Origin of the sequence: Pseudomonas sp. efr-133-TYG-103a, assembly GCF_030209235.1 — a bacterium.
GTDB lineage: Bacteria > Pseudomonadota > Gammaproteobacteria > Pseudomonadales > Pseudomonadaceae > Aquipseudomonas.
This window is the reverse complement of record NZ_JARVSK010000004.1, coordinates 279,829-302,272: the sequence shown is the minus strand read 5'-3', so window position 1 is coordinate 302,272 and position 22,444 is coordinate 279,829. Positions and strand designations below refer to the sequence as shown.

25 protein-coding genes are annotated in these 22,444 nt (G+C 60.0%); 16 read left to right on the top strand and 9 right to left on the bottom strand.

The genetic code is table 11. From position 1 onward, the window contains the following. The first annotated feature begins 5 nt into the window (after positions 1-5). On the top strand, positions 6-911 hold the full coding sequence (gene argB / locus QRN36_RS04045; protein WP_062379782.1) for an acetylglutamate kinase: 906 nt from the start codon (positions 6-8) through the stop codon (positions 909-911). An 82-nt stretch (positions 912-993) separates the two neighbouring features. Here the strand turns inward: argB and QRN36_RS04040 are convergent, their stop codons facing one another. Next, positions 994-1,608, bottom strand: a complete 615-nt coding sequence (locus tag QRN36_RS04040; RefSeq protein WP_285422907.1) for a DUF4124 domain-containing protein — start codon at positions 1,606-1,608, stop codon at positions 994-996. A 22-nt stretch (positions 1,609-1,630) separates the two neighbouring features. After that, positions 1,631-2,272 (bottom strand): orotate phosphoribosyltransferase, encoded by a 642-nt coding sequence (gene pyrE / locus QRN36_RS04035; protein WP_093466265.1) that lies wholly within the window; start codon positions 2,270-2,272, stop codon positions 1,631-1,633. Positions 2,273-2,354: 82 nt separating this feature from the next. On the opposite strand from pyrE, the gene QRN36_RS04030 reads away from it, so the two are divergent. Then, positions 2,355-3,134 (top strand): exodeoxyribonuclease III, encoded by a 780-nt coding sequence (locus QRN36_RS04030; RefSeq protein ID WP_037016693.1) that lies wholly within the window; start codon positions 2,355-2,357, stop codon positions 3,132-3,134. A 113-nt stretch (positions 3,135-3,247) separates the two neighbouring features. Here the strand turns inward: QRN36_RS04030 and QRN36_RS04025 are convergent, their stop codons facing one another. Together QRN36_RS04025 and rph are read right to left on the bottom strand one after the other, a co-directional pair. After that, positions 3,248-3,616, bottom strand: coding sequence for a DUF4870 domain-containing protein (locus QRN36_RS04025; protein WP_285422906.1), 369 nt, complete (start codon positions 3,614-3,616; stop codon positions 3,248-3,250). A gap of 49 nt (positions 3,617-3,665) precedes the next feature. Next, the gene (gene rph / locus QRN36_RS04020; RefSeq protein ID WP_093466271.1) at positions 3,666-4,388 is read right to left on the bottom strand and encodes a ribonuclease PH; all 723 of its coding nucleotides are present in this window, start codon (positions 4,386-4,388) and stop codon (positions 3,666-3,668) included. 291 nt (positions 4,389-4,679) lie between these two features. Here rph and QRN36_RS04015 point away from each other — a divergent pair, with 291 nt between their 5' ends. The 6 genes from QRN36_RS04015 (at position 4,680) to QRN36_RS03990 (ending at position 9,984) form a co-directional block, all read left to right on the top strand. Continuing rightward, positions 4,680-5,543 carry a YicC/YloC family endoribonuclease gene (locus QRN36_RS04015; RefSeq protein WP_285422905.1) on the top strand — a complete coding sequence of 288 codons (864 nt, stop codon included), beginning with the start codon at positions 4,680-4,682 and terminating at the stop codon, positions 5,541-5,543. A 13-nt stretch (positions 5,544-5,556) separates the two neighbouring features. Continuing rightward, positions 5,557-6,177, top strand: coding sequence for a guanylate kinase (gene gmk, locus QRN36_RS04010; protein WP_285422946.1), 621 nt, complete (start codon positions 5,557-5,559; stop codon positions 6,175-6,177). Positions 6,178-6,346: 169 nt separating this feature from the next. Continuing rightward, positions 6,347-6,610 (top strand): DNA-directed RNA polymerase subunit omega, encoded by a 264-nt coding sequence (gene rpoZ / locus QRN36_RS04005; protein ID WP_025257879.1) that lies wholly within the window; start codon positions 6,347-6,349, stop codon positions 6,608-6,610. Between the two features lie 60 nt (positions 6,611-6,670). Next, the gene (spoT, locus tag QRN36_RS04000; protein ID WP_093466278.1) at positions 6,671-8,779 is read left to right on the top strand and encodes a bifunctional GTP diphosphokinase/guanosine-3',5'-bis pyrophosphate 3'-pyrophosphohydrolase; all 2,109 of its coding nucleotides are present in this window, start codon (positions 6,671-6,673) and stop codon (positions 8,777-8,779) included. Between the two features lie 24 nt (positions 8,780-8,803). Next, the gene (locus QRN36_RS03995) at positions 8,804-9,184 is read left to right on the top strand and encodes a RidA family protein (RefSeq protein WP_093466280.1); all 381 of its coding nucleotides are present in this window, start codon (positions 8,804-8,806) and stop codon (positions 9,182-9,184) included. A 62-nt stretch (positions 9,185-9,246) separates the two neighbouring features. Next, entirely contained in the window at positions 9,247-9,984 is a 738-nt protein-coding gene (locus QRN36_RS03990; RefSeq protein WP_285422904.1) for a hypothetical protein, read from the top strand. 199 nt (positions 9,985-10,183) lie between these two features. Here QRN36_RS03990 and QRN36_RS03985 read toward each other — a convergent pair whose 3' ends face one another. Continuing rightward, on the bottom strand, positions 10,184-11,041 hold the full coding sequence (locus tag QRN36_RS03985; protein ID WP_285422903.1) for an NAD-dependent epimerase/dehydratase family protein: 858 nt from the start codon (positions 11,039-11,041) through the stop codon (positions 10,184-10,186). 211 nt (positions 11,042-11,252) lie between these two features. Here QRN36_RS03985 and exbB point away from each other — a divergent pair, with 211 nt between their 5' ends. The 6 genes from exbB (at position 11,253) to QRN36_RS03955 (ending at position 17,985) form a co-directional block, all read left to right on the top strand. Continuing rightward, positions 11,253-12,230: a tonB-system energizer ExbB gene (gene exbB / locus QRN36_RS03980; protein ID WP_285422902.1), complete on the top strand. Its 978-nt coding sequence runs from the start codon at positions 11,253-11,255 to the stop codon at positions 12,228-12,230. Between the two features lie 3 nt (positions 12,231-12,233). Beyond that, positions 12,234-12,659, top strand: a complete 426-nt coding sequence (gene exbD, locus QRN36_RS03975; RefSeq protein ID WP_285422901.1) for a TonB system transport protein ExbD — start codon at positions 12,234-12,236, stop codon at positions 12,657-12,659. Further along, a complete protein-coding gene (locus QRN36_RS03970; RefSeq protein ID WP_285422900.1) occupies positions 12,656-13,399 on the top strand; it encodes an energy transducer TonB in 744 nt (247 codons plus the stop codon). The genes exbD and QRN36_RS03970 overlap by 4 nt, the downstream gene beginning before the upstream one ends. 91 nt (positions 13,400-13,490) lie before the next feature. Further along, positions 13,491-14,420: a hydrogen peroxide-inducible genes activator gene (locus QRN36_RS03965; RefSeq protein WP_093466293.1), complete on the top strand. Its 930-nt coding sequence runs from the start codon at positions 13,491-13,493 to the stop codon at positions 14,418-14,420. Positions 14,421-14,428: 8 nt separating this feature from the next. Next, positions 14,429-16,504 carry an ATP-dependent DNA helicase RecG gene (gene recG, locus QRN36_RS03960; protein WP_285422899.1) on the top strand — a complete coding sequence of 692 codons (2,076 nt, stop codon included), beginning with the start codon at positions 14,429-14,431 and terminating at the stop codon, positions 16,502-16,504. Positions 16,505-16,590: 86 nt separating this feature from the next. Continuing rightward, a complete protein-coding gene (locus QRN36_RS03955) occupies positions 16,591-17,985 on the top strand; it encodes an HDOD domain-containing protein (protein ID WP_285422898.1) in 1,395 nt (464 codons plus the stop codon). A gap of 173 nt (positions 17,986-18,158) precedes the next feature. Here the strand turns inward: QRN36_RS03955 and QRN36_RS03950 are convergent, their stop codons facing one another. From QRN36_RS03950 to QRN36_RS03935, 4 genes are all read right to left on the bottom strand, one after another. Further along, entirely contained in the window at positions 18,159-18,533 is a 375-nt protein-coding gene (locus tag QRN36_RS03950; RefSeq protein ID WP_285422897.1) for a helicase, read from the bottom strand. Between the two features lie 252 nt (positions 18,534-18,785). Continuing rightward, the gene (locus tag QRN36_RS03945; protein ID WP_093466301.1) at positions 18,786-19,097 is read right to left on the bottom strand and encodes an HU family DNA-binding protein; all 312 of its coding nucleotides are present in this window, start codon (positions 19,095-19,097) and stop codon (positions 18,786-18,788) included. Between the two features lie 189 nt (positions 19,098-19,286). Continuing rightward, a complete protein-coding gene (locus QRN36_RS03940) occupies positions 19,287-20,435 on the bottom strand; it encodes an NAD(P)/FAD-dependent oxidoreductase (RefSeq protein WP_285422896.1) in 1,149 nt (382 codons plus the stop codon). A 33-nt stretch (positions 20,436-20,468) separates the two neighbouring features. Further along, positions 20,469-20,636, bottom strand: coding sequence for a rubredoxin (locus tag QRN36_RS03935; RefSeq protein ID WP_062379816.1), 168 nt, complete (start codon positions 20,634-20,636; stop codon positions 20,469-20,471). Positions 20,637-20,951: 315 nt separating this feature from the next. Between QRN36_RS03935 and QRN36_RS03930 the strand changes: the two genes are divergently transcribed. Together QRN36_RS03930 and ubiA are read left to right on the top strand one after the other, a co-directional pair. Next, on the top strand, positions 20,952-21,527 hold the full coding sequence (locus QRN36_RS03930) for a chorismate lyase (RefSeq protein WP_285422895.1): 576 nt from the start codon (positions 20,952-20,954) through the stop codon (positions 21,525-21,527). Then, positions 21,527-22,417, top strand: coding sequence for a 4-hydroxybenzoate octaprenyltransferase (gene ubiA / locus QRN36_RS03925; protein WP_285422894.1), 891 nt, complete (start codon positions 21,527-21,529; stop codon positions 22,415-22,417). The genes QRN36_RS03930 and ubiA overlap by 1 nt, the downstream gene beginning before the upstream one ends. Positions 22,418-22,444 lie beyond the last annotated feature (27 nt).

Below are 22,444 nucleotides of genomic sequence, written 5' to 3'. Positions count from 1 at the left end.
CCCAAATGACCCTCGAACGTGATGCCGCAGCCAATGCCGCCAAGGTCCTTTCCGAAGCGTTGCCCTACATTCGCCGTTTTGTCGGCAAGACGCTGGTCATCAAGTACGGCGGCAACGCCATGGAAAGCGAAGAGCTGAAGACCGGCTTTGCCCGCGACATCGTGCTGATGAAGGCGGTAGGCATCAACCCGGTCGTGGTTCATGGCGGTGGTCCACAGATCGGTGACCTGCTCAAGCGCCTGTCCATCGAAAGCCATTTCATCGACGGCATGCGCGTCACCGACGCACAGACCATGGACGTCGTCGAAATGGTCCTGGGCGGCCAGGTCAATAAAGACATCGTCAACCTGATCAACCGCCACGGCGGCAGTGCGATCGGCCTGACCGGCAAAGATGCTCAGTTGATCCGCGCCAAGAAGATGAATGTCACTCGCCAGACGCCGGAAATGACCAAGCCTGAAATCATCGACATCGGCCACGTCGGCGAAGTCGTAGGCATCAATACCGACCTGCTGAACATGCTGGTTAAGGGCGATTTCATTCCAGTCATTGCGCCAATTGGCGTGGGCGCGGACGGCGAGTCCTACAACATCAACGCCGACCTGGTCGCCGGTAAAGTGGCTGAAGCGCTGAAGGCCGAAAAGCTCATGCTGCTGACCAACATCGCCGGCCTGATGGACAAGGAAGGCAAGGTTCTGACCGGGCTGACGACCGAGCAGGTAAATGGCCTGATCGCCGACGGCACCATCTACGGCGGTATGTTGCCGAAGATTCGCTGCGCGCTTGAAGCGGTCCAGGGCGGCGTGACCACCTCGCACATCATCGACGGTCGCGTGCCGAATGCCGTGCTCCTGGAAATCTTCACCGACACCGGCGTCGGTACGCTGATCAGCAACCGCAAGCGTCACTGATCGCACCAAGCAGAATGAAAAAGGCCCCGTCGGCGACAACCGGCGGGGCCTTTTCATTTTGCGACCTCGGAGACGACGGCCGTTATTGCGGAATCAGCTGCTGCAAGCGCGCGCGATCCTGCGCGAAATCACGATCAGCCTGCTGCCGCGTGGTCTGATAGCGCAAGATATCGACTTTCAGGTTCTGCTGCTGATCGCGCACGTCGTTCATCTGATCGATCAGGTTCTGAGACACCGGGTGCCCTGCGCGCTCTTGATCCGCAGCCTGGCTCTGAAGCGTGCCGAGTTGGGTCGTCAGCCCCTGAATGTTGCCTTGCGCCACGGAAATCAGCGCGTCCAGCTCAGCCAGTTTGCGAGTTCGGGCGCGGTCGACATCGGCAACGCTGCTGTAAAGATGCAGCAACTGGGCGTCCGCGTCAGCCTGCAGCTTCGCAGCCTGGGCGGCGGCCTGAGCTTCACGCGCCTGATCGGCTGTCGGCGCTGGCGGGACGACCTGAACCACACGGCCGCGCTGGTTGAGCACCTCATAGCCTTTGCCGGCGTATTCAGCAGGTACGCCCTGACGATCGAGGACCGTCACTCCACGGTTGTCGACGTAGCGATAGAACACGATACCCGGCGCATCATCAGCGTGAACGGCAGTGACGCAGCCCAGACCCAGCGACAGACAAAGACCTAATGTGCCCAGCTTGAGCATAAAAGCGAGATCCCTAGACGACTCAGATGCCGTACTGCGCGCGATAGGCTTCGACCGCCGGCAAGTGCTGTTTGAGCTGCGGATCATCGGCCAGGAACTCGAGAACCTGATTCAACGAAACGATGCTCACCACAGGAATGCCGAAGTCGCGCTCGACCTCTTGAATCGCGGAAAGCTCGCCATTGCCGCGTTCCTGACGATTCAACGCAATCAATACGCCTGCCGCATTGGCGCCTTGGGCCTGAATGATCTGCATCACTTCACGGATCGCGGTGCCGGCAGTGATCACGTCGTCGATGATCAGCACATTGCCGGTCAACGGCGCGCCGACCAGACTGCCGCCTTCACCATGAGCCTTGGCCTCCTTGCGGTTGAAACACCACGGCAGGTCCAGGTTGTGATGATCGGCCAACGCCACGGCGGTCGCGGCCGCCAGCGGGATACCCTTGTAGGCTGGCCCGAACAGAACATCGAACGAAATACCGCTTTCGACGACCGCGGCCGCATAGAACTTGCCCAACTGGGCAAGCGCCGAACCGCTGTTGAAAAGACCGGCATTAAAGAAGTAAGGGCTGGTGCGCCCTGACTTCAAAGTGAATTCACCGAAGCGCAAAACCCCGCGATCGATGGCAAAACGAATAAAATCGCGCTGATACGCCTGCATGAAAAAAGCCCCGAATACCACGGATTTAGCTAATTAGGTAGAGCTCGGGTATCATACACGCACGTGATTTTTGGGGCCATTTATGCGGATCATCAGTGTGAACGTTAATGGTATTCAGGCTGCAGTCGAGCGTGGTTTGCTCAGTTGGCTGCAAGCCCAGAATGCCGACGTCATCTGCCTTCAGGACACCCGCGCCTCCGCCTTTGAACTGGACGACCCAGCCTTCCAACTGGACGGCTACTTCCTATATGCCTGCGATGCCGAAGTCCCTGCCCAAGGTGGCGTGGCACTTTACTCGCGGCTGCAACCGAAGGCGGTAATCAACGGTCTCGGCTTCGAGACAGCCGACCGTTACGGGCGTTACCTGCAAGCAGATTTCGATAAAGTCAGTATTGCGACCTTGCTGCTCCCGTCCGGGATGAACGGCGATGAGGACTTGAATCAGAAATTCAAGCTCATGGACGATTTCGGCAAGTATCTGGACAAGCAGCGGCGCAAGCGTCGCGAGTACATTTATTGTGGCTCGCTGTACGTGGCCCAGCAGAAGCTGGATATCAAGAACTGGCGCGACAGCCAGCAATCTCCGGGCTTCCTGGCACCTGAACGTGCCTGGATGGACGAGATTGTGGGCAACATGGGCTACGTCGATGCCCTGCGCGAAGTCAGCCGCGAAGGCGACCAGTACAGCTGGTGGCCCGATAACGAACAGGCCGAGATGCTCAATCTGGGCTGGCGGTTCGACTATCAGTTGTTGACCCCGGGTCTGCGCCGCTTCGTACGTAGCGCACGCCTGCCACGCCAGCCGCGCTTCTCGCAACACGCGCCGCTGATCGTGGACTACGACTGGACGTTGACCATCTGACGTTCAGTTGCTCAAAAGAAAGCCGACGTGAAGTCGGCTTTTGTTTTTCTGCACCCTGAACGTTTTACCTGCGGGATCGGGCTTGCTCGCGAAAGCGTCCGACCAGGCAAGGATTACTTGATCAACCGCCAGGTAAACGGATAACGATACGCGACCCCGTCATTGGCCTTGATGCCTGCAATGATCGTCAGCACCAGCGCGCCGACGCCCACGAGCATCAATAACGGAAAGCCAATGACGATGATCATCAGCAGGAAGCAGATCATCGCGGCAATGGCCACGGTGATCTGAAAATTCAGCGCTTCCTTGCCCTGTGCGTCGATGAAGGGGTCAGCCTCTTTCTTCAGCTGCCAGACAATCAGCGGCCCCAACAGATTGCCGAACGGAAAGATCAGTCCGAAAAACGCTGCAAAGTGGCACAGCATCGCCCACTGACGAACTTCTTTGCTGGGTGCCGGTAGCGGCGGCTGACTGTCGATCATCATGCTTTCCCTGTTATGACGGTATTCAAAAGACTCGCTGAAACGGCAATCAGTCGGCCAGTGCAGCAAGCTGCTTCTCGAACAGCTCGCTCATGCCCTTCTGTGCCAGAGCCAACATCGCGTTGAGCTCTTCTGGCTGGAACGGAGCACCTTCGGCGGTGCCCTGAACTTCGATGAAGCCGCCAGCGCTGGTCATGACGACGTTCAAGTCGGTTTCGGCAGCCGAGTCTTCCAGGTAGTCCAGATCCAGCACCGGCTCACCCTGGTACATGCCCACCGACACAGCGGCGATCATCTGCTTGAGCGGGTCGCCGCCCTTGAGGCCGCCGCGCTTCTTGATGGATTTAAGCGCATCGACCAGCGCAACCATGGCGCCTGTGATCGACGCGGTGCGAGTGCCGCCGTCGGCCTGGATCACGTCGCAATCGACATACAGCGTGACGTCGCCGAGCTTGGACATATCCAGCGCGGCACGCAGAGACCGGCCGATGAGGCGTTGAATTTCCAGGGTACGGCCACCTTGTTTGCCACGGCTGGCTTCGCGCTGATTACGCTCACCTGTCGCACGCGGCAGCATGCCGTACTCGGCGGTCAGCCAACCTTGACCCTGACCTTTCAGAAAACGTGGAACGCCGTTTTCGACGCTGACGGTGCAGATGACTTTGGTATCACCAAACTCGACCAGCACAGAACCCTCGGCGTGCTTGGTGTAGTTGCGGGTGATGCGGATCGAGCGGAGCTGATCGGCAGCGCGACCACTTGGACGTTTCATTCGGGATACCTGTACTGAGACGGAAAACTGACGTGCATTATAGAGGCGCAAGCACGCCCTTGGGGCATCTAATGCGCGATCGATGACCATCGGCCGCGCGAAACGCGCGACCAGGCAGTGAAGCCGCAGCACCGCGCATCGCTTGCGACAATGCTGCATTTGGGCGCCAACCTCGCACTGAGCTACAATCCTGCGCCTTTATAGCCTGTCGTTTTTTCACGACACTCAACCGGGCAGATCACCGCCCCGAGCAGGCTATTTCCAACGCCTGACTTTATAGAGGTACTTCCCATGGTGCACAGCATGACGGCTTTTGCCCGCGCTGAACGAGCAGGCCCACAAGGCACGCTGAGCTGGGAACTGCGCTCGGTCAATCATCGTTACCTCGAACCCCACCTGCGCCTGCCGGAATCATTTCGCGATCTGGAAAGCGCCGTGCGTGAAGCACTGCGTCAGGGGCTATCACGCGGCAAGATCGAATGCACCTTGCGCTTCACCGAGGAAACCGCCGGCAAACCGTTGCAGGTCAATCGCGAACGCGCCGGGCAACTGGTCGCGGCGGCCGAGCTGGTTGCCAGCCTGATCCAGCAACCCGCAGCGCTGAACCCGCTCGAGGTGCTTGCCTGGCCGGGTGTTCTGGTCGCCGATGCAACCGATCCTCAGGCGCTGAACAACGACGCGCTGTCGCTGTTCAACCAGGCACTGGAAGAGCTCAAGGCCGGACGCGCCCGCGAAGGTGCCGACCTGGCGAAACTTCTCGACGAACGGCTCACCTCGATCAAAACCGAGGTGGCCACGCTGCGCACCTTGGTGCCGCAGATGCTCGCGACCCAGCGCCAGAAAGTGCTCGACCGCTTTGCCGACATGAAGGCCGAGCTGGATCCGCAACGACTGGAGCAGGAAATGGTGCTGCTCGCGCAAAAAAGCGACGTCGCCGAAGAACTCGACCGCTTGAGCACTCACGTCACTGAAGTGCGCCGCGTGCTCAAAGCCGGTGGACAGGCTGGGCGCCGCCTGGATTTCCTTATGCAGGAACTCAACCGAGAAGCCAATACACTGGGCTCCAAAGCCTTCGATCCTCGTAGCACGCAAGCCGCGGTCAACCTCAAGGTGTTGATCGAGCAGATGCGCGAACAAGTGCAAAACATTGAGTAAGGCCTACCCCGACATGACCCACAGCACCGGCACCCTGTACATCATTTCCGCCCCATCGGGCGCGGGCAAGACCAGCCTGGTCAAGGCCCTGATCGATGCTCAGCCACAGATTCGCGTCTCCGTTTCCCACACCACTCGGGCCATGCGCCCGGGCGAAGCGGACGGCGTGAATTACCACTTCGTCGACCGCGAAGAGTTCGTGCGCATGATTGAGCACGGCGACTTTCTCGAACAGGCCGAAGTATTCGGCAACCTGTACGGCACTTCGCAAAGCCGTCTGCAGCAGACGCTGGACGAGGGTCACGATCTGATTCTTGAGATCGACTGGCAGGGCGCCGAGCAGGTGCGCAAACTGATGCCGCACGCACGTTCGATCTTCATCCTGCCGCCGACTCAGCAGGCACTTCGTCAGCGCCTGACCAACCGTGGTCAGGACAGCGATGAAATCATCGAAGGCCGTATGCGCGAAGCCGTCAGCGAAATGAGCCACTACGTCGAATACGATTACATCGTAATCAACGACGATTTCGCCACCGCCCTTGAAGATCTGAAAGCGATTTTCCGCGCCAACCTGCTCAGCCAGGAACACCAGCAGCAGCGCCACTCCGAGTTGCTGAAACAGCTCCTTGCATAATCAACTGCAAGCGCGCTCCTACAGCGGCGGTGCAAAGCGCGTCGAAACAGCGCGAAAACCGACCGCTCGTGGCATGCCGCTTGAAGCTTTGAGCGCTCCGCTTGTAAACTACCGAGTCCGCTCGCCCATCCGGGCACCGCGCATATCGCATTTGCTACGAGGAATACCCATGGCCCGCGTGACCGTTGAAGACTGCCTGGAACATGTAGATAACCGCTTTGAGCTGGTCATGCTCGCCACCAAACGTTCGCGTCAACTGGCGACCGGCGGCAAAGAGCCAAAGCTGGCCTGGGAAAACGACAAGCCTACCGTTGTTGCCCTGCGCGAAATCGCAGCGGGCCTGATGGATTACGCTGTCATCGCAGAAGCTGAAATCGTTGAAGATGAACCATTGTTCGCAGCGTTCGAGGACGAGTCCAGCGAGGCCGTCTAAGCCTATGCCCGGTCGACGTAGCAAGGCGCAGGGTCAACGCCATCGGCAAGGAGTCTTATCTTGCCGAGCATAGACGCCCTCGCCGATCGCCTGTCGACCTACCTCGGCAAAGACCAGGTCAATCTGGTTCGCCGAGCGTATTTCTACGCCGAACAAGCCCACGACGGCCAGCGCCGTCGCAGCGGCGAAGCCTACGTCACGCACCCGCTGGCGGTGGCCAATATCCTTGCCGACATGCACATGGACCATCAAAGCCTGATGGCCGCGATGCTGCATGACGTGATCGAAGACACCGGCATCGCCAAAGAGGCGCTTTGTGCGCAGTTCGGCGAAACAGTGGCCGAACTGGTCGACGGGGTCAGCAAACTGACCCAGATGAATTTCGAGACCAAGGCCGAAGCGCAAGCCGAGAACTTCCAGAAAATGGCCATGGCCATGGCGCGCGACATTCGCGTGATCCTGGTCAAGCTCGCCGATCGCCTGCACAACATGCGCACGCTCGAAGTCCTGTCCGGCGAGAAGCGCCGCCGCATCGCCAAAGAAACCCTCGAAATCTACGCCCCCATCGCCAATCGCCTTGGCATGCACAGCGTGCGTATCGAGTTCGAGGACCTGGGTTTCAAGGCGATGTATCCGATGCGCTCCTCCCGCATTGGCCAGGCCGTGAAACGCGCTCGTGGCAATCGCAAGGAACTGGTCAACAAGATTGAAGAGTCGCTGAGCCACTGCCTCGCCGTCGACGGCATCGAAGGCGAGGTCAGCGGTCGCCAGAAACACCTGTACGGCATCTACAAGAAGATGCGCGGCAAGCGTCGCGCCTTCAATGAGATCATGGACGTCTACGCGTTCCGGATCATCGTCGACAAGGTTGATACGTGTTATCGCGTACTCGGCGCTGTACATAATTTGTACAAGCCATTGCCCGGCCGCTTCAAGGATTACATCGCGATCCCCAAGGCCAACGGCTATCAGTCGCTGCACACGACGCTGTTCGGCATGCACGGCGTCCCGATCGAAATCCAGATTCGCACGCGCGAAATGGAAGAGATGGCCAACAACGGCATCGCAGCGCACTGGTTGTACAAATCTTCCGGCGATGAGCAACCGAAGGGCACCCATGCTCGCGCACGTCAGTGGGTCAAAGGCGTGCTTGAAATGCAGCAGCGCGCCGGCAACTCGCTTGAATTCATCGAAAGCGTGAAGATCGACCTGTTCCCGGACGAGGTCTACGTCTTCACGCCCAAAGGCCGAATCATGGAGCTGCCCAAAGGCTCTACGGCCGTCGACTTTGCCTACGCCGTGCACACAGACGTCGGCAACAGCTGCATTGCCTGTCGGATCAATCGCAGGCTCGCGCCGCTTTCCGAACCCTTGCAAAGCGGCTCGACGGTCGAGATCGTCAGTGCCCCCGGCGCTCGGCCAAATCCTGCGTGGCTCAACTTCGTGGTCACCGGCAAGGCACGCACGCATATTCGTCACGCGCTCAAGCTGCAACGCCGCTCCGAATCCATCAGCCTGGGCGAGCGCCTGCTGAACAAGGTTCTCAACGGTTTCGACAGCAGCCTGGACAAGATTCCGACTGAAAGGGTGCGCTTGATTCTTGCCGAGTACCGGGTCGAAGTCATCGAGGATCTTCTCGAAGACATCGGCCTGGGCAACCGCATGGCGTATGTCGTTGCCCGTCGGCTGCTTGCGAGCGAAGGTGACGAATTGCCGAGCGCTGAAGGCCCGTTGGCAATCCGCGGCACGGAAGGTCTGGTTCTGAGCTACGCCAAATGCTGCACGCCGATTCCCGGCGACCCGATCGTCGGTCATCTGTCTGCTGGCAAAGGCATGGTCGTGCACCTGGACAATTGCCGGAACATCAGCGAAATCCGTCATAACCCGGAAAAGTGCATTCAGCTGTCGTGGGCCAAAGACGTCACCGGCGAGTTCAACGTCGAGTTGCGTGTTGAGCTGGAACATCAGCGTGGCCTGATCGCATTGCTGGCCAGCAGCGTCAACGCCGCCGACGGCAACATCGAAAAAATCAGCATGGACGAACGCGATGGCCGCATCAGCGTGGTTCAACTGGTGGTCAGCGTGCACGACCGTGTGCATCTGGCCCGCGTGATCAAGAAACTACGCGCCCTGACCGGCGTAATCCGCATCACCCGGATGCGCGCGTAGCCAAACCGCAAACAGGAGTTCTTCATGAGCAAGACCGTCATCTCCAGCGACAAAGCCCCTGCCGCCATCGGCACGTATTCTCAGGCGATCAAAGCTGGCAATACCGTCTACATGTCCGGGCAGATCCCGCTGGACCCGAAAACCATGGAGCTGGTCGAAGGCTTCGAGGCTCAGACGACTCAGGTGTTCGAGAACCTGAAAGCGGTGGCTGAGGCGGCAGGCGGTTCGTTCAAGGACATCGTCAAGCTGAATATCTTCCTGACCGATCTGAGCCACTTCGCCAAGGTCAACGAGATCATGGGCAAGTACTTCGAACAGCCTTACCCGGCGCGTGCGGCCATCGGCGTAGCGGCTCTGCCTCGCGGCGCTCAGGTTGAAATGGACGCGATCCTGGTCATCGAGTAATCGTCTCGCGGAGCGCATCCACGCTCCGCCATCTCCTCAGAGAAAAAGGAAGGACTCCGCTTATGCGCGTTGCGTTCGCCCTCTCACTGCTGGCCGCGCTGCTCAGCGGCTGCGCCAGCCACTCCAATAAAAGCCCGGACGGCACCTGGATCAATCAGGCCGCCATCGACGCCGCAGCCGAAGGCGGCAACCTGCGTCAGGCACTGCTGGCGTACGGTCCGAACCTGGAATGGAACATCAACACCAAAGCCGGTCAGGCTACCGCCTCCAATGGCTTCGAGCTGAGCGAAGGCAAGATTGCCAGCAACGCCGAAGGCGCGCTGCGGGTCGATTTCTACGGCAACTCCTCCGAAACGCTGGCACTCAAGGGCGACGACCTGGTGCAGAGTGCGAGCGATACCGGCCCCGAGCAGCATTTCCGGGCGCCCAAGGAAGCCGCACCAGCGGGTGCCCAGCCCGGCACCAGTTTTGAGCGGGCGCTCTATACCGCTTATTTGGGCGGGAAATGGAACATCGTCAGCGGTGAAGGCCAAGGCAGCACCGTCGAGTTTCAACCCGACGGCAGCGTAAGCGGCCTGCCAGGCAATGATCGCTACGCGCTGTGCCTTGCGGGCGATTGCGCAGCCATGAGCGGGGAATATGACAGCATGTGGCTGGAACGTAACGAGCGCGGCAATCCGTGGATTTTCGTTCGCAACGGTAAACAGCTGGAAATTTTCCAGGCCGTTAACAACGCGCAGCCCACCGAAATGCCTGATTTGCGCCCCGGCGAGCGGCATTGGGTGCTGGAGAAAAACTAGTCCTCAGTCATCGCGAGCAAGCGCGCTCCCACAAGTTTTGCTTCTGGCCGGAGCATTCGGCGATGCCTGGAGATTCGTGTGGGAGTGAGCTTGCTCACGAAGGTGTCAGCTCAGACAACGCGTTGTTGACTGATGCGCTGCAACCGTCAGCAAGCTGAACTCCCACCGGCGCCGGCCGGATCAACAGGTCGCAGCAGGCTCAACTCTTCTGAGCCAACATCGCTTCATACCCTTCTTTATAGCTCGCATAACGCGGCGCCCATCCCAGCGCGCGGGCCCGGGCATTACTGCAACGCTTGCTGCCCGCGCGGCGGACGCTGTTTTCGTCCGACCATTGCGTGACGCCCAGACGCTGGCGCATCCAGTCGACGACCTCGGAGAGTGGAACTGGCGCATCGTCTACACCCAGATAGCAGTCATCCAGCGTCGCGCCTTCCGATGCTGCCTGCAGCAGAAATGCCAGCAGACCGGCCGCGTCGTCCGCATGAATCCGATTGCCATACAACGGCGGCTCTTCGGCAACGCTGTAGCCTTGACGCACACGGTTCATCAGGTCACTGCGCCCCGGACCATAGATGCCCGTAAGCCTGACGATCGTGGCAGGAAGCCCGCTGGTGAGCGCCACTTGTTCTGCTTCCCGCATGACCTGCCCGGAGAACCCTGTGGAAAGAGCAGGCGAGGTCTCATCGATCCATTCGCCCTGCTGTTGTCCGTACACGCTGCTGCTTGAGACAAACACGACACGTTTGGGCCGCTGGCCGCTGCGCTGAGTCCATCCAAGGACATGCCGCAGCCCCTCTATATAAGCAGCCCGATATCCGGCCTCGTCACGCTGGGTCGGGGTGGCGCAATACACGAGGTAATCGATGCGCCCTTCCGGCCACTGATCCGGGATGCGGGCGTCGAACAGATCGCCACTCACACCAAGCACGCCCTTGGGCAGCTTCCCCACAGACCGGCGCAAGCCATAGATCGTCCACCCCAGTGGCAGCAATTGAGTGGCCAGCCGACCTCCGATATCTCCACACCCAGCAATCAAAACGGAAGGCCCTGCCATGAACAATCTCCACATGAAAATAGGTTTGAACCCGTAAGACCGGCGCTTTGGACGACCGTCGGAATGCGTTCCACGGAAAAAAAGATACTCTATTACTTTTGTTAACAAGAATTACTTGCAATAATAACGGCCCTTTGTTCTCCTCCGCTCGCCTCGCGCCAGCGTGACGCACTTAGAACGAACACCTATTTTCATATCAGGTCGGGCCAGCATGACACCTATCCAATCCCCTGCTTCGTCTATCACGTCCAAAGGTCTGCCACGCGCAGGGCGCGCCATCGCCGCCGTGCTGTTCAGCCTGATGCTGACGCCGGTCGCGATGGCAGACTCCAATGCTCCGGCACAGAACGCTCCCGCGACACAAACCGTTGCACCGGCGGCCACTCCTGTTGACTCCTCGGCCGCTCCGGCGGTTCAAGATGCTTCTTCAACTGCGCCGGCCGAGACACTTGAGGCGGCTGCCGAAGACAACAGCCTTGGCATGTCGCACGACCTGTCGCCGTGGGGCATGTACAAAAATGCCGACATCGTCGTCAAAGCCGTCATGATCGGTCTAGCTATCGCGTCGATCATCACTTGGACCATCTGGATCGCCAAAGGCTTCGAACTGCTGGGCGCCAAGCGTCGCCTGAAAGGCGAAATCGCGGCCCTCAAACGCGCACGCACGTTGGACGAAGCCAGTGCCGGCGCTAAAAAAGAAGGCACGCTGGCCAATCTGCTCGTGCATGACGCCCTTGAAGAAATGCACCTGTCGGTCAACAGCCGCGAGCGCGAGGGTATCAAAGAGCGTGTGAGCTTCCGCCTCGAGCGTCTGGTTGCAGCTTGCGGCCGCAACATGAGCATGGGCACAGGTGTGCTCGCGACCATCGGCTCGACCGCCCCTTTCGTGGGTCTGTTCGGTACGGTGTGGGGCATCATGAACAGCTTCATCGGTATCGCCAAGACCCAGACCACCAACCTTGCCGTCGTCGCGCCCGGTATCGCCGAAGCGTTGCTGGCAACGGCTTTGGGCCTGGTTGCAGCGATTCCTGCGGTGGTCATCTACAACGTCTTCGCCCGCTCGATCGCAGGTTACAAGGCCCAAGTATCGGATGCCTCGGCGCAAGTTCTGTTGCTCGTCAGCCGCGATCTGGATCACCAGCCTGCCGCCGACCGTGGCCAACAGCCGCACATGGTAAAAATGGGGTAAGCCATGGGCCTGCATCTTAACGAAGGTGGCGACGACCTCGCCGAGAACCACGAAATCAACGTGACGCCGTTCATCGACGTCATGCTGGTGCTGTTAATCATCTTCATGGTGGCAGCGCCGCTGGCCACGGTCGACATCAAGGTCGACCTGCCCGCCTCTACGGCCAAACCGGCGCCCCGACCCGAGAAGCCTATCTTCCTCAGCGTCAAGGCCGACCAGAGCCTGTACCTGGGCGACGACAAGGTCGCGCGCGAGCAGCTTGGGCCGGTGCTGGACGCCAAGACCAAAGGCAAGAAGGACACGACGATCTTCTTCCAGGCTGACAAAGGCGTCGATTACGGCGACCTGATGGAAGTGATGAACGCGCTGCGAGGCGCCGGCTACCTGAAGGTCGGTCTGGTAGGTCTTGAGACGGTTGGTAAGAAATGATCAATACGCGCCAAAAACTGACGCGCTATAGCGGTAGTCTGTTGTTGGTGCTGGCGGTGCACGCCATTGCGATTGTCGTCGCGCTGCGCTGGCCCTCCTCTCAGGCCATCGAGCTGCCGCCGGCAGCGATGATGGTCGAGCTGGCGCCCGTACCTGAGCCCGCTCCGCCTCCGCCACCGCAAGTGGTGCAACCGCCGCAGCCGCCAGCGCCGGAAGAAGAACTGCCGATTCCGCCGATCGCCGAAGCGCCCAAGCCGGAAATCGCGATTCCCAAGCCGGTCAAGCCTAAACCCAAACCACAGCCGCCCAAGCCTGTGAAAAAGGTCGAGCCACCGAAGGAAGAAAAGCCCGCTGACGAGAAGCCAGTGGACACACCACCGTCGAATGCCAAGCCTGAGAAATCGGCTGCACCGGAACCCGCGCCACCCACGCCGCCGAGCACCGCATTGCCAAGCTGGCAGGGTGATCTGTTGCGTCACTTGAGTAAATTCAAGCGCTATCCGGAAGACGCTCGTCGTCGGGGGATGCAAGGCATTAACCGATTGCGGTTCGTGGTCGATGCGGAAGGCCGGGTGTTGTCCTACGAAATCGCTGGAGGTTCGGGAAGTGCGGCGCTGGATCGCGCAACGCTCGAAATGATCCGCCGGGCGCAACCGTTGCCCAAGCCGCCTGCAGAATTGCTCAACAACGGCACGCTGGAAGTGGTCGCTCCCTTCGTTTATTCGCTGGATAAACGTTGAAACGCTGATTTTGTGATATCAGAGGGTCTGATAACGTGCGTCTATCGATTGCACCCGCTATGCTGGGGCCGCAACTTCATGGACGCACGCTATGACCCTCACAGAATTGCGCTATATCGTTACCCTCGCTCAAGAGCAGCACTTCGGCCACGCGGCCGAGCGCTGCCATGTCAGCCAGCCGACCCTGTCGGTCGGCGTCAAGAAGCTGGAAGATGAACTCGGTGTGCTGATTTTCGAGCGCAGCAAGAGTGCGGTACGTCTTACGCCGGTTGGCGAGGGCATCGTGGCTCAGGCTCAGAAAGTGCTCGAACAGGCGCAAGGCATTCGCGAGCTGGCTCAAACCGGCAAAAACCAACTGACGGCCCCGCTGAAAGTCGGCGCGATCTACACCGTCGGTCCTTACCTGTTTCCTCATCTGATTCCGCAACTGCATCGGGTCGCCCCGCAAATGCCGTTGTACATCGAAGAAAACTTCACCCACGTGCTGCGTGACAAGCTGCGCAACGGTGAGCTCGATGCGATCATCATTGCCCTGCCGTTCAACGAAGCCGACGTACTGACGATGTCGCTGTACGACGAGCCGTTCTACGTGCTGATGCCGGCCGACCATCCCTGGACTCAGAAAGCTACCATCGACGCCTCGGCGCTCAACGACAAGAGCTTGCTGCTGCTGGGCGAAGGCCACTGCTTCCGAGATCAGGTGCTTGAAGCCTGCCCGACGCTGGTCAAAGGCGGCGACAGTGCCAAGCACACCACCGTCGAATCCAGCTCGCTGGAAACCATTCGCCACATGGTTGCTTCGGGTCTGGGCGTTTCCATTCTGCCGATGTCCGCCGTCGACAGCCATCATTACGCCCCTGGCGTGATCGAAGTCCGCCCGCTGTCGCCGCCGGTGCCCTTCCGCACCGTCGCCATCGCCTGGCGCGCAAGCTTCCCTCGGCCCAAAGCCATCGAAATCCTCGCGGATTCGATTCGTCTCTGTTCAGTCGCTCGCCCTAAAGCCCAGGCGCAAGCGAGTTAAGTGGCAGTATGACGGAGCTGTCCCACGTCTCGGTTACGGCGCTCAAGGGCGTCGGCGAGGCAATGGCCGAAAAGCTGGCGAAGGTCGGCCTGGAGAATATTCAGGACGTGCTGTTCCACCTGCCGTTGCGGTATCAGGACCGCACCCGCATCGTGCCGATCGGTGCGCTGCGGCCCGGACAGGATGCGGTCATCGAAGGCGTGGTCAGCGGCGCTGATGTGGTGATGGGCAAGCGCCGCAGCCTGCTGGTGAGGCTGGGCGACGGGACCGGCGTGCTGAGTCTTCGTTTCTATCATTTCAGCAATGCGCAGAAGGATGGCCTGAAACGCGGCACGCACGTGCGTTGCTATGGCGAAGCGCGCCCCGGTGCGTCAGGTCTGGAGATCTATCATCCGGAATACCGCGCCATCACTGGCGATGAACATGTCGCCGTGGAGCAGACGCTCACGCCGATTTACCCAACGACCGAGGGGCTGACGCAGCAACGCCTGCGCCAGCTGTGCCAGCAAAGTCTCGGCATGCTGGGCCCTAAAAGCCTGCCAGACTGGCTGCCGGATGAGCTGGCCCGGGACTATCAACTGGCGCCGCTGGCTGACGCTATTCACTACCTGCACAACCCGCCCGCCGATGCCGACGTCGAGGAACTCGCGTTGGGTCATCACTGGGCGCAGCACCGGCTGGCGTTCGAAGAACTGCTCACGCATCAGCTTTCCCAGCAGCGCCTGCGCGAAAGCCTGCGGTCACAGCGGGCGCCCGCATTGCCGCTCGCCAAACGCCTGCCGAAGCAATTTCTCGCCAACCTGGGTTTTCCGCCAACCGGCGCTCAGCAGCGTGTCGGTAAGGAAATCGCCTACGACCTCAGTCAGCAAGAGCCGATGCTCAGGCTGATTCAAGGTGACGTGGGCGCAGGCAAGACGGTGGTCGCGGCGCTTGCCGCGTTGCAAGCCCTCGAAGCGGGTTATCAAGTCGCACTGATGGCACCGACCGAGATCCTCGCCGAGCAGCACTTCATCAACTTCACCCGCTGGCTGGAGCCGCTCGGCATCGAGACGGCCTGGCTCGCCGGCAAACTCAAGGGCAAGGCCCGGGCCGCCTCGTTGGAGCAGATAGCCAATGGCGCGCCCATGGTCGTCGGCACGCACGCGCTGTTTCAGGATGAAGTGCAGTTCAAAAACCTTGCGCTGGTGATCATCGACGAACAGCACCGTTTCGGCGTTCAGCAGCGTCTGGCCCTGCGCAAAAAAGGCGTGGGCGGGATGATGTGTCCGCACCAGTTGATCATGACGGCGACGCCGATTCCGCGCACGCTGGCGATGAGTGCGTATGCCGATCTCGACACTTCGATTCTCGACGAGCTGCCGCCAGGCCGCACACCGGTCAATACGGTGCTGGTGGCCGACAGCCGCCGCATCGAAGTGGTCGAGCGGGTGCGAAATGCGTGCGCCGAAGGCCGCCAGGCTTATTGGGTCTGCACCCTGATCGAGGAATCCGAAGAACTCACCTGTCAGGCCGCGGAAACCACGTTTGAAGAACTGACCAGTGCCCTGGGCGAGCTTAAAGTCGGCCTGATTCATGGACGCATGAAGCCTGCGGAGAAGGCGGCGGTCATGGCTGAGTTCAAGCAAGGCCATTTGCAGCTGCTGGTGGCGACCACCGTTATCGAGGTCGGCGTGGATGTGCCCAACGCAAGCCTGATGATCATTGAAAACCCGGAGCGACTCGGCCTGGCGCAGCTTCACCAATTACGCGGCCGAGTGGGACGCGGCAGTGCTGCCAGCCATTGCGTACTGTTGTACCATCCTCCTCTTTCCCAGATCGGCCGCCAGCGATTGGGGATCATGCGCGAAACCAACGACGGCTTTGTGATCGCCGAAAAAGACCTGGAGCTTCGCGGGCCGGGAGAGATGCTCGGAACACGCCAGACCGGTTTGCTACAGTTCAAGGTCGCCGACCTGATGCGCGATGCCGATCTGCTACCGGCAGTGAGGGATGCAGCCCAGGCTTTGCTTGAACGCTGGCCTCAACATGTCAGCCCGTTGCTGGAGCGCTGGTTGCGCCACGGCCAGCAATACGGCCAAGTGTGAAGCAGTCAGCGCTATAAATGAGTGTCTCACCTATATAACAACTAAGCTGGTTATACTTCAGCAATTGTAGGAATCTGGATACAGCCATGACAGAAGTTGCCCACATCGACGCCGCCCAACACGCCCCGTCTGTCATCCGGCAGTTGCTTGGCAAGTCTGCCATCAACTACCGCGAGGTCATGGACGACGAATCGCTGCCATCCGCACAGAAAGTACAGGCCATTCTGGTGCATGACTCTGTCGGCGCGTTGCTGATCCTGTTCCCGCAAAACCAGCTGCTGGACCTCAACCGCATCACCGAATTGACCGGGCGCAAGTTGACCGCCGTGTCGCAAGAGCACCTGGATCAGATGCTCGGCAAGAACAACCTGCATAGCCTGCCCGCCCTTCCGGCACTGACCAGCTCGCCTTGCCTGTACGAAGAGCGAATCCTGCAGGAACCTTGCGTACTGATCGATTCCGGCGAGCCGGGCCTGTTGCTGGAAATCGGCAGAGATGATTTCAAGAGCCTGTTGACCAAAGCCAGCGCCGCCACTTTCGGCGAGCCAGTCACGCTGGTGCAGCCAAACCTGACGCGTCCTGACGACGACCGCGAAGAAATCACCAAGGCCGTGCAGAACTTCACTGCCCGACGCATCCAGCAGCGCCTGGAAGCGACCGTGGAGATTCCGCCACTGGCCGACACGGCGCAGAAAATCATCAAGCTGCGAGTCGATCCGGACGCCACGATCGATGACATTACGGGCGTTGTAGAAACCGATCCGGCGCTCGCTGCCCAAGTCGTCAGTTGGGCCGCATCGCCTTATTACGGTTCTGCCGGCAAGATTCGCTCGGTTGAAGACGCCATCGTTCGCGTACTGGGTTTTGATCTGGTCATCAATCTGGCGCTGGGTCTGGCTCTGGGCAAAACCCTGGCGCTGCCCAAGGACCATCCGCAGCACGCAACGCCTTACTGGCAGCAGTCGATCTACACCGCAGCGGTCATCGAAGGCCTGACCCGCGCCATGCCACGCGCCAAGCGCCCTGAAAGCGGCCTGACGTACCTGGCAGGTCTGCTGCACAACTTCGGCTACCTGCTGCTGGCGCATGTGTTCCCGCCTCACTTCTCGCTGATCTGCCGTCAGATCGAGGTGAACCCGCACCTGCATCACAGTTTTGTCGAGCAGCATTTGCTGGGCATTACTCGCGAACAGATCGGCTCCTGGCTGATGCGCAACTGGGACATGCCAGAAGAGCTGGCCACCGCGCTGCGCTTCCAGCACGATCCGCATTACACGGGCGAGCATTACGAGTATGCGAACCTGGTTTGCCTGGCTGTGCGCATGCTGCGCAAGGAAGGGATCGGATCAGGCCCGATGGAAAGCATTCCGGACGAACTGTTCGAGCGCCTCGAACTGCCGCGCGACAAAGCTCAGGATGTCGTGCAGAAGGTGCTCGAAGCCGAGACGCTGCTGCGCGAACTGGCTTCTCAGTTTCATTGACCGTTTACGCCAACCGCCAGTAATGCCTGGCGGTTGGAAACCTGCTCGCGAGCGCGGCGGCCTCAGCAAGACATCCTCGTCAGATGTGCTTGCCCCTTCGCGAGCACACTGCCCCGCACACGCCGTGCGCCCAGCGCAAATCGACCAGTGACCCGCTGGCGCCGCCCTAAGCCCTACTTCTTCTTCCTCGGCTGCAAATACTTCATCAAGCCCTGAAACCACATCACCAGCCCGGTATTGCCGACGACCTGGATGTGCTTGTCCTGGATGCCCTGCATGAACGCCAGTTGCTTGTTTTTGGCCTGCATCGTGGCGAAGCCGTAAGCGGCGTCCTTGAACGAGATCGCAAACGCCGGCGATGGAACCGTACCGCCGTGGCTGCTGACACGCTGGTCGCGCACCACGTAATGGCGTGCAACCTTTCCGTCGGTGGTCTGCAACTGGAAAACCAGGTCCTTGCCCACCAGTTGTTGCTGGAAAGCCGGGTTTCTGCGGCTGGCGCGAGCCATCAGCAGGCCGAGCATCCAGAGTAGAAAGCGAAATTTCATGTTCGACGCCTCATGCGATCACGTGCGGACAGCGCACAGGCGGCAGTGTAACGAGCTTGGACGTGACACGAACGAGCAGAACCGGCCGGTCGCAAAATGGCGAGCTAGACACGTCTTCAGCATTCAACCCCGGTGGTTATCTCGGCCTGCGCTGGCGAGCTGACACCCGAATCGCAGGCATAAAAAATGGGCACCCAATCCGATTGGCGTGCCCATTTCATGCTGTTCGCCTTCCGCAAGGCGTCCAGCGATTTATTTTTTCTTCGACGCAGGCGCTTTTTTCACCGTCTCGGGGTTGACGCTGTCTTTCAGGAACTTGCCAGGCTTGAATGCCACCGTGTTGCTGGCCTTGATTTTGACGGGCTCACCCGTCTGAGGGTTTTTACCGGTGCGCGCGCCGCGATGACGCTGCAGGAAGGTACCGAAGCCAACCAGAGTCACGCTGTCCTTTTTGTGCAAGGCGTTGGTGATTTCATCGAGTACGGCATTGAGAACACGATTGGCTTGTTCTTTGGTGAGATCTGCTTTTTCAGCAATAGCGGCTGCGAGTTCTGGTTTACGCATATAAAGCCTCTTTTACGGTTTTTTGTTTTTATGTCCCGTGCTGCCGGAGAAGGGCAGCGAGCAGGTGCCGCAACGGCTCTACGTTGCGGCAGACGGGAATGAGGATGGCATGCCGCCGAGGCCCGCGCCAGTACGTGAGCCACGTTTGTTTGATCTAAAACGTGGCTTATCCGACAGAACGACCGTTATTTATGCCAACAAGGCGGGCAAGGCTTTGTTCAGTGCGAGTTTCTCCATCACGGCGGCACCGGTCAGCGCATAGCCCAGCAGATTTCCGCCGCTGTCCCTGCACAATGCCTTGATGTCGGCGCCCTCACCTTCCACGCTCCACTCGCCCGCCGAGCCTTTAGGCGGCGGCGACACGACCAGCGGGCAGACCGGCGTTTTAACCGTCACCGGCATCGGCCCGTATTTGACAGGTGTCGGGGTGCCAGCAAGGGTTTGTGCCAAGGCGCGAGCGCAGCTCATCAACGGCATCACGTAGAGCAGATTCAATCCATCGACCTCGGCACAGTCGCCCAAGGCGTAAATGTTGGCGTGGGAAGTCTTGAGATGACGATCAACAACAACGCCACGTCCGATTTCCAGACCGGCCGCAGCGGCGAGATCCGTGCGGGGCCGCAAGCCGATAGCCGAAACCACCAGATCACAGCGCAACACCTCGCCATCGGACAGATGCGCCTCGAGACCGTCCTCAACGCGCGCCAGCCGCGTCAGCACTGGCCCGAGATGGAAACGCGCGCCAAGACTTTCCAGCCCGGCCTTCACAGCGCCTGCCGCAGCCGGGTGCAGCAACGTCGGCATGACCTGCTCACACGGCGCAACGAGGTCGACTTCGTAGCCGCCCAGCATGAGGTCGTTGGCAAACTCACAGCCGATCAGGCCGACGCCCAGAATGAGCACGCGACGTTTGCCAGCGGCGGCTGCGCGAAATCGCGCGTAGTCCTCCAGATCGTTGATCGGGAAGATCGCGTCTGCTGCATCGCCGTCCACCGGAACGCGCACGGTTTCCGCGCCCCAGGCGAGAATCAGATCGCGGTAATACACCGACTCCTCGCCGATCCACAGACGTTTGTGTCCCGGATCAATGCCGCTGACGCGGGTGTGGGTGCGCACCTCTGCGTTGAGTTGCTCAGCCATCGCGCCGGGCTCGGCCATGCTCAATCCGTCGGCTTCCTTGTTCTTGCCGAAGCCGGTCGAAAGCATGGGTTTGGAGTAGGAGCGGCCGTCATCGGCGGTGATCAGCAACAACGGTGTTTCGCTGTCCAGCTTGCGAAACTCTCGCGCCAGGTTGTAGCCGGCAAGGCCGGTGCCGACGATCACGACAGGTGCGCTCATTCATTTCTCCATACAGTCGGGGAAAGCAGCTTCTCAGCCGATTTCGATCATCTCGAAGTCCATTTTGCCCACGCCGCAGTCGGGGCACAGCCAGTCTTCAGGCACATCTTCCCAGCGAGTGCCGGGCGCAATACCGTCGTCCGGCCACCCGTCTGCTTCGTTGTAAATCAGGCCACAGACAATGCATTGCCACTTTTTCATCGCTCGGTTCTCTTGGTTTCAGGCTAGACGTCCCAGACGCTCCGCTGTCGTCGCGAAGTTTATCGAATGGGTCAGGCCTTTTACTGATCACAGCGCCATGACGCAAGTTTCATCGATTCACCGCCGGTGCATTTTCCAGCGAGCGCTGGCTATGCCGGTCCTTCCTGCCACCTACTGCGCGCGCTCTGTAGGACCGGCTTTACTCGGGAAGACTCAGGGTGCCTCAACGCGAAAAGGGTCGGTGCTCCGGTCGTCGGCCGGAATCCGCAATCATGTTAAGCTCGCCGCCTCGATTGCCGCCAATATCTGCAGACCGTGATCCAGCAAAAACCAGCATGTGCGCTGCCTGAATGGCGTTCGCGCGACGAACTGATCGACACACCAGAGCCTGTTGTTCTTGAATGGCTGTTCCACGAAGACTCCCTGACCCGACGGCTGACCCGGCTTTCCAACGAAGGTTTCAGCGTTCTGCCGCTGTTCGAGGGATGGCAACGCCTGCGAGCCGACGAGTGCGCGGCGCTGCGGTTGCCTGAAAGCAGCGAGGGCTGGGTACGCGAGGTCTACTTGCTGGGCCACGGCGAGCAGTGGGTGTTCGCGCGCAGCGTCGCGGCACGCAGCGCACTGGAGCAGGACGGGTTGCACATGGACGAATTGGGCACCCGTTCGCTGGGTGAATTGCTGTTCAGCGACAAAGCGTTCAGCCGAGGACCGCTGCAGATTTGCCATTACCCCGCGTCCTGGTTGCCGTCGGCAGATCGGGATCAAGGTCTGTGGGGGCGCCGCTCGTGTTTCACCCGCGCCGCGCTGAGCATTCTGGTCGCGGAGGTTTTTCTGCCAACCGTGTGGCGAGCCATTGATGCCGCCGATTCGACGAATCAGGAGCGCCGTTGATGTATCTGTCGTTGCTCAAATCCCTCAACCGGCTGCATCCGCGCGCCTGGGATTTCATTCAGTTGACCCGTGTCGACAAACCCATCGGTATCTATCTGCTGCTGTGGCCGACGCTCTGGGCGGTCTGGATCGCAGGCAAGGGTTCGCCCTCTCTGAGCAACGTACTGATTTTCATCATCGGCGTGTTTCTGATGCGGGCTGCAGGTTGCGTGATCAACGACTTCGCCGATCGCAAGGTCGATGGTCACGTCAAACGCACCGAACAGCGCCCTCTGGTGAGCGGCAAGGTCAGCTCGAAAGAGGCCTTGGTGCTGTTTGCGGTGCTGGTGGGACTCAGCTTTCTACTGGTGCTGCTCACCAACTCGACGACCGTCTGGCTGTCGTTCGGTGGTTTGGCGCTGGCGGCCTGCTACCCCTTCATGAAGCGCTATACCTATTACCCTCAAGTGGTGCTGGGCGCTGCGTTCTCATGGGGCATGCCGATGGCGTTCACTGCGCAGACCGGCGAACTGCCTGCCGCTGCCTGGCTTCTGTACATCGCCAATCTGTTGTGGACGGTGGGGTATGACACCTACTACGCGATGACTGACCGCGAAGATGATTTGAAGATCGGCGTGAAATCCACGGCCGTGCTGTTCGGCGATGCCGACCGGGTCATCATCCTGACGCTGCAGGGACTGGCGCTGTTCTGCCTGATGCTGGCCGGGTCGCGCTTCGAGCTGGGTCTGTATTTCTTCCTCGGACTGCTGGTGGCCGCAGGGTGCTTTGCGTGGGAGTTCTGGTCGACCCGCAACAAGGAGCCGCAGGCGTGCTTCAAGGCTTTCCTGCACAACCATTGGGCGGGACTGGCGATCTTCGTAGGGATTGTGGTCGATTACGCGCTGCGTTGACCGTCATGCGGTCAACGCAGCACACGA

What these genes read in the sequence shown, in the direction of transcription:
- QRN36_RS03970 (WP_285422900.1), top strand. Translation starts at nt 12,656, where the DNA reads ATGATCAATACGCGCCAAAAACTGACGCGCTATAGCGGTAGTCTGTTG.
- recG (WP_285422899.1), top strand. Translation starts at nt 14,429, where the DNA reads ATGACGGAGCTGTCCCACGTCTCGGTTACGGCGCTCAAGGGCGTCGGC.
- QRN36_RS04015 (WP_285422905.1), top strand. Translation starts at nt 4,680, where the DNA reads ATGGTGCACAGCATGACGGCTTTTGCCCGCGCTGAACGAGCAGGCCCA.
- gmk (WP_285422946.1), top strand. Translation starts at nt 5,557, where the DNA reads ATGACCCACAGCACCGGCACCCTGTACATCATTTCCGCCCCATCGGGC.
- QRN36_RS03965 (WP_093466293.1), top strand. Translation starts at nt 13,491, where the DNA reads ATGACCCTCACAGAATTGCGCTATATCGTTACCCTCGCTCAAGAGCAG.
- QRN36_RS03990 (WP_285422904.1), top strand. Translation starts at nt 9,247, where the DNA reads ATGCGCGTTGCGTTCGCCCTCTCACTGCTGGCCGCGCTGCTCAGCGGC.
- QRN36_RS03955 (WP_285422898.1), top strand. Translation starts at nt 16,591, where the DNA reads ATGACAGAAGTTGCCCACATCGACGCCGCCCAACACGCCCCGTCTGTC.
- QRN36_RS03985 (WP_285422903.1), bottom strand. Translation starts at nt 11,041, where the DNA reads ATGGCAGGGCCTTCCGTTTTGATTGCTGGGTGTGGAGATATCGGAGGT.
- exbB (WP_285422902.1), top strand. Translation starts at nt 11,253, where the DNA reads ATGACACCTATCCAATCCCCTGCTTCGTCTATCACGTCCAAAGGTCTG.
- QRN36_RS04025 (WP_285422906.1), bottom strand. Translation starts at nt 3,616, where the DNA reads ATGATCGACAGTCAGCCGCCGCTACCGGCACCCAGCAAAGAAGTTCGT.
- pyrE (WP_093466265.1), bottom strand. Translation starts at nt 2,272, where the DNA reads ATGCAGGCGTATCAGCGCGATTTTATTCGTTTTGCCATCGATCGCGGG.
- QRN36_RS04040 (WP_285422907.1), bottom strand. Translation starts at nt 1,608, where the DNA reads ATGCTCAAGCTGGGCACATTAGGTCTTTGTCTGTCGCTGGGTCTGGGC.
- QRN36_RS03995 (WP_093466280.1), top strand. Translation starts at nt 8,804, where the DNA reads ATGAGCAAGACCGTCATCTCCAGCGACAAAGCCCCTGCCGCCATCGGC.
- argB (WP_062379782.1), top strand. Translation starts at nt 6, where the DNA reads ATGACCCTCGAACGTGATGCCGCAGCCAATGCCGCCAAGGTCCTTTCC.
- exbD (WP_285422901.1), top strand. Translation starts at nt 12,234, where the DNA reads ATGGGCCTGCATCTTAACGAAGGTGGCGACGACCTCGCCGAGAACCAC.
- QRN36_RS03945 (WP_093466301.1), bottom strand. Translation starts at nt 19,097, where the DNA reads ATGCGTAAACCAGAACTCGCAGCCGCTATTGCTGAAAAAGCAGATCTC.
- rph (WP_093466271.1), bottom strand. Translation starts at nt 4,388, where the DNA reads ATGAAACGTCCAAGTGGTCGCGCTGCCGATCAGCTCCGCTCGATCCGC.
- QRN36_RS03940 (WP_285422896.1), bottom strand. Translation starts at nt 20,435, where the DNA reads ATGAGCGCACCTGTCGTGATCGTCGGCACCGGCCTTGCCGGCTACAAC.
- QRN36_RS04030 (WP_037016693.1), top strand. Translation starts at nt 2,355, where the DNA reads ATGCGGATCATCAGTGTGAACGTTAATGGTATTCAGGCTGCAGTCGAG.
- QRN36_RS03950 (WP_285422897.1), bottom strand. Translation starts at nt 18,533, where the DNA reads ATGAAATTTCGCTTTCTACTCTGGATGCTCGGCCTGCTGATGGCTCGC.
- rpoZ (WP_025257879.1), top strand. Translation starts at nt 6,347, where the DNA reads ATGGCCCGCGTGACCGTTGAAGACTGCCTGGAACATGTAGATAACCGC.
- QRN36_RS03935 (WP_062379816.1), bottom strand. Translation starts at nt 20,636, where the DNA reads ATGAAAAAGTGGCAATGCATTGTCTGTGGCCTGATTTACAACGAAGCA.
- ubiA (WP_285422894.1), top strand. Translation starts at nt 21,527, where the DNA reads ATGTATCTGTCGTTGCTCAAATCCCTCAACCGGCTGCATCCGCGCGCC.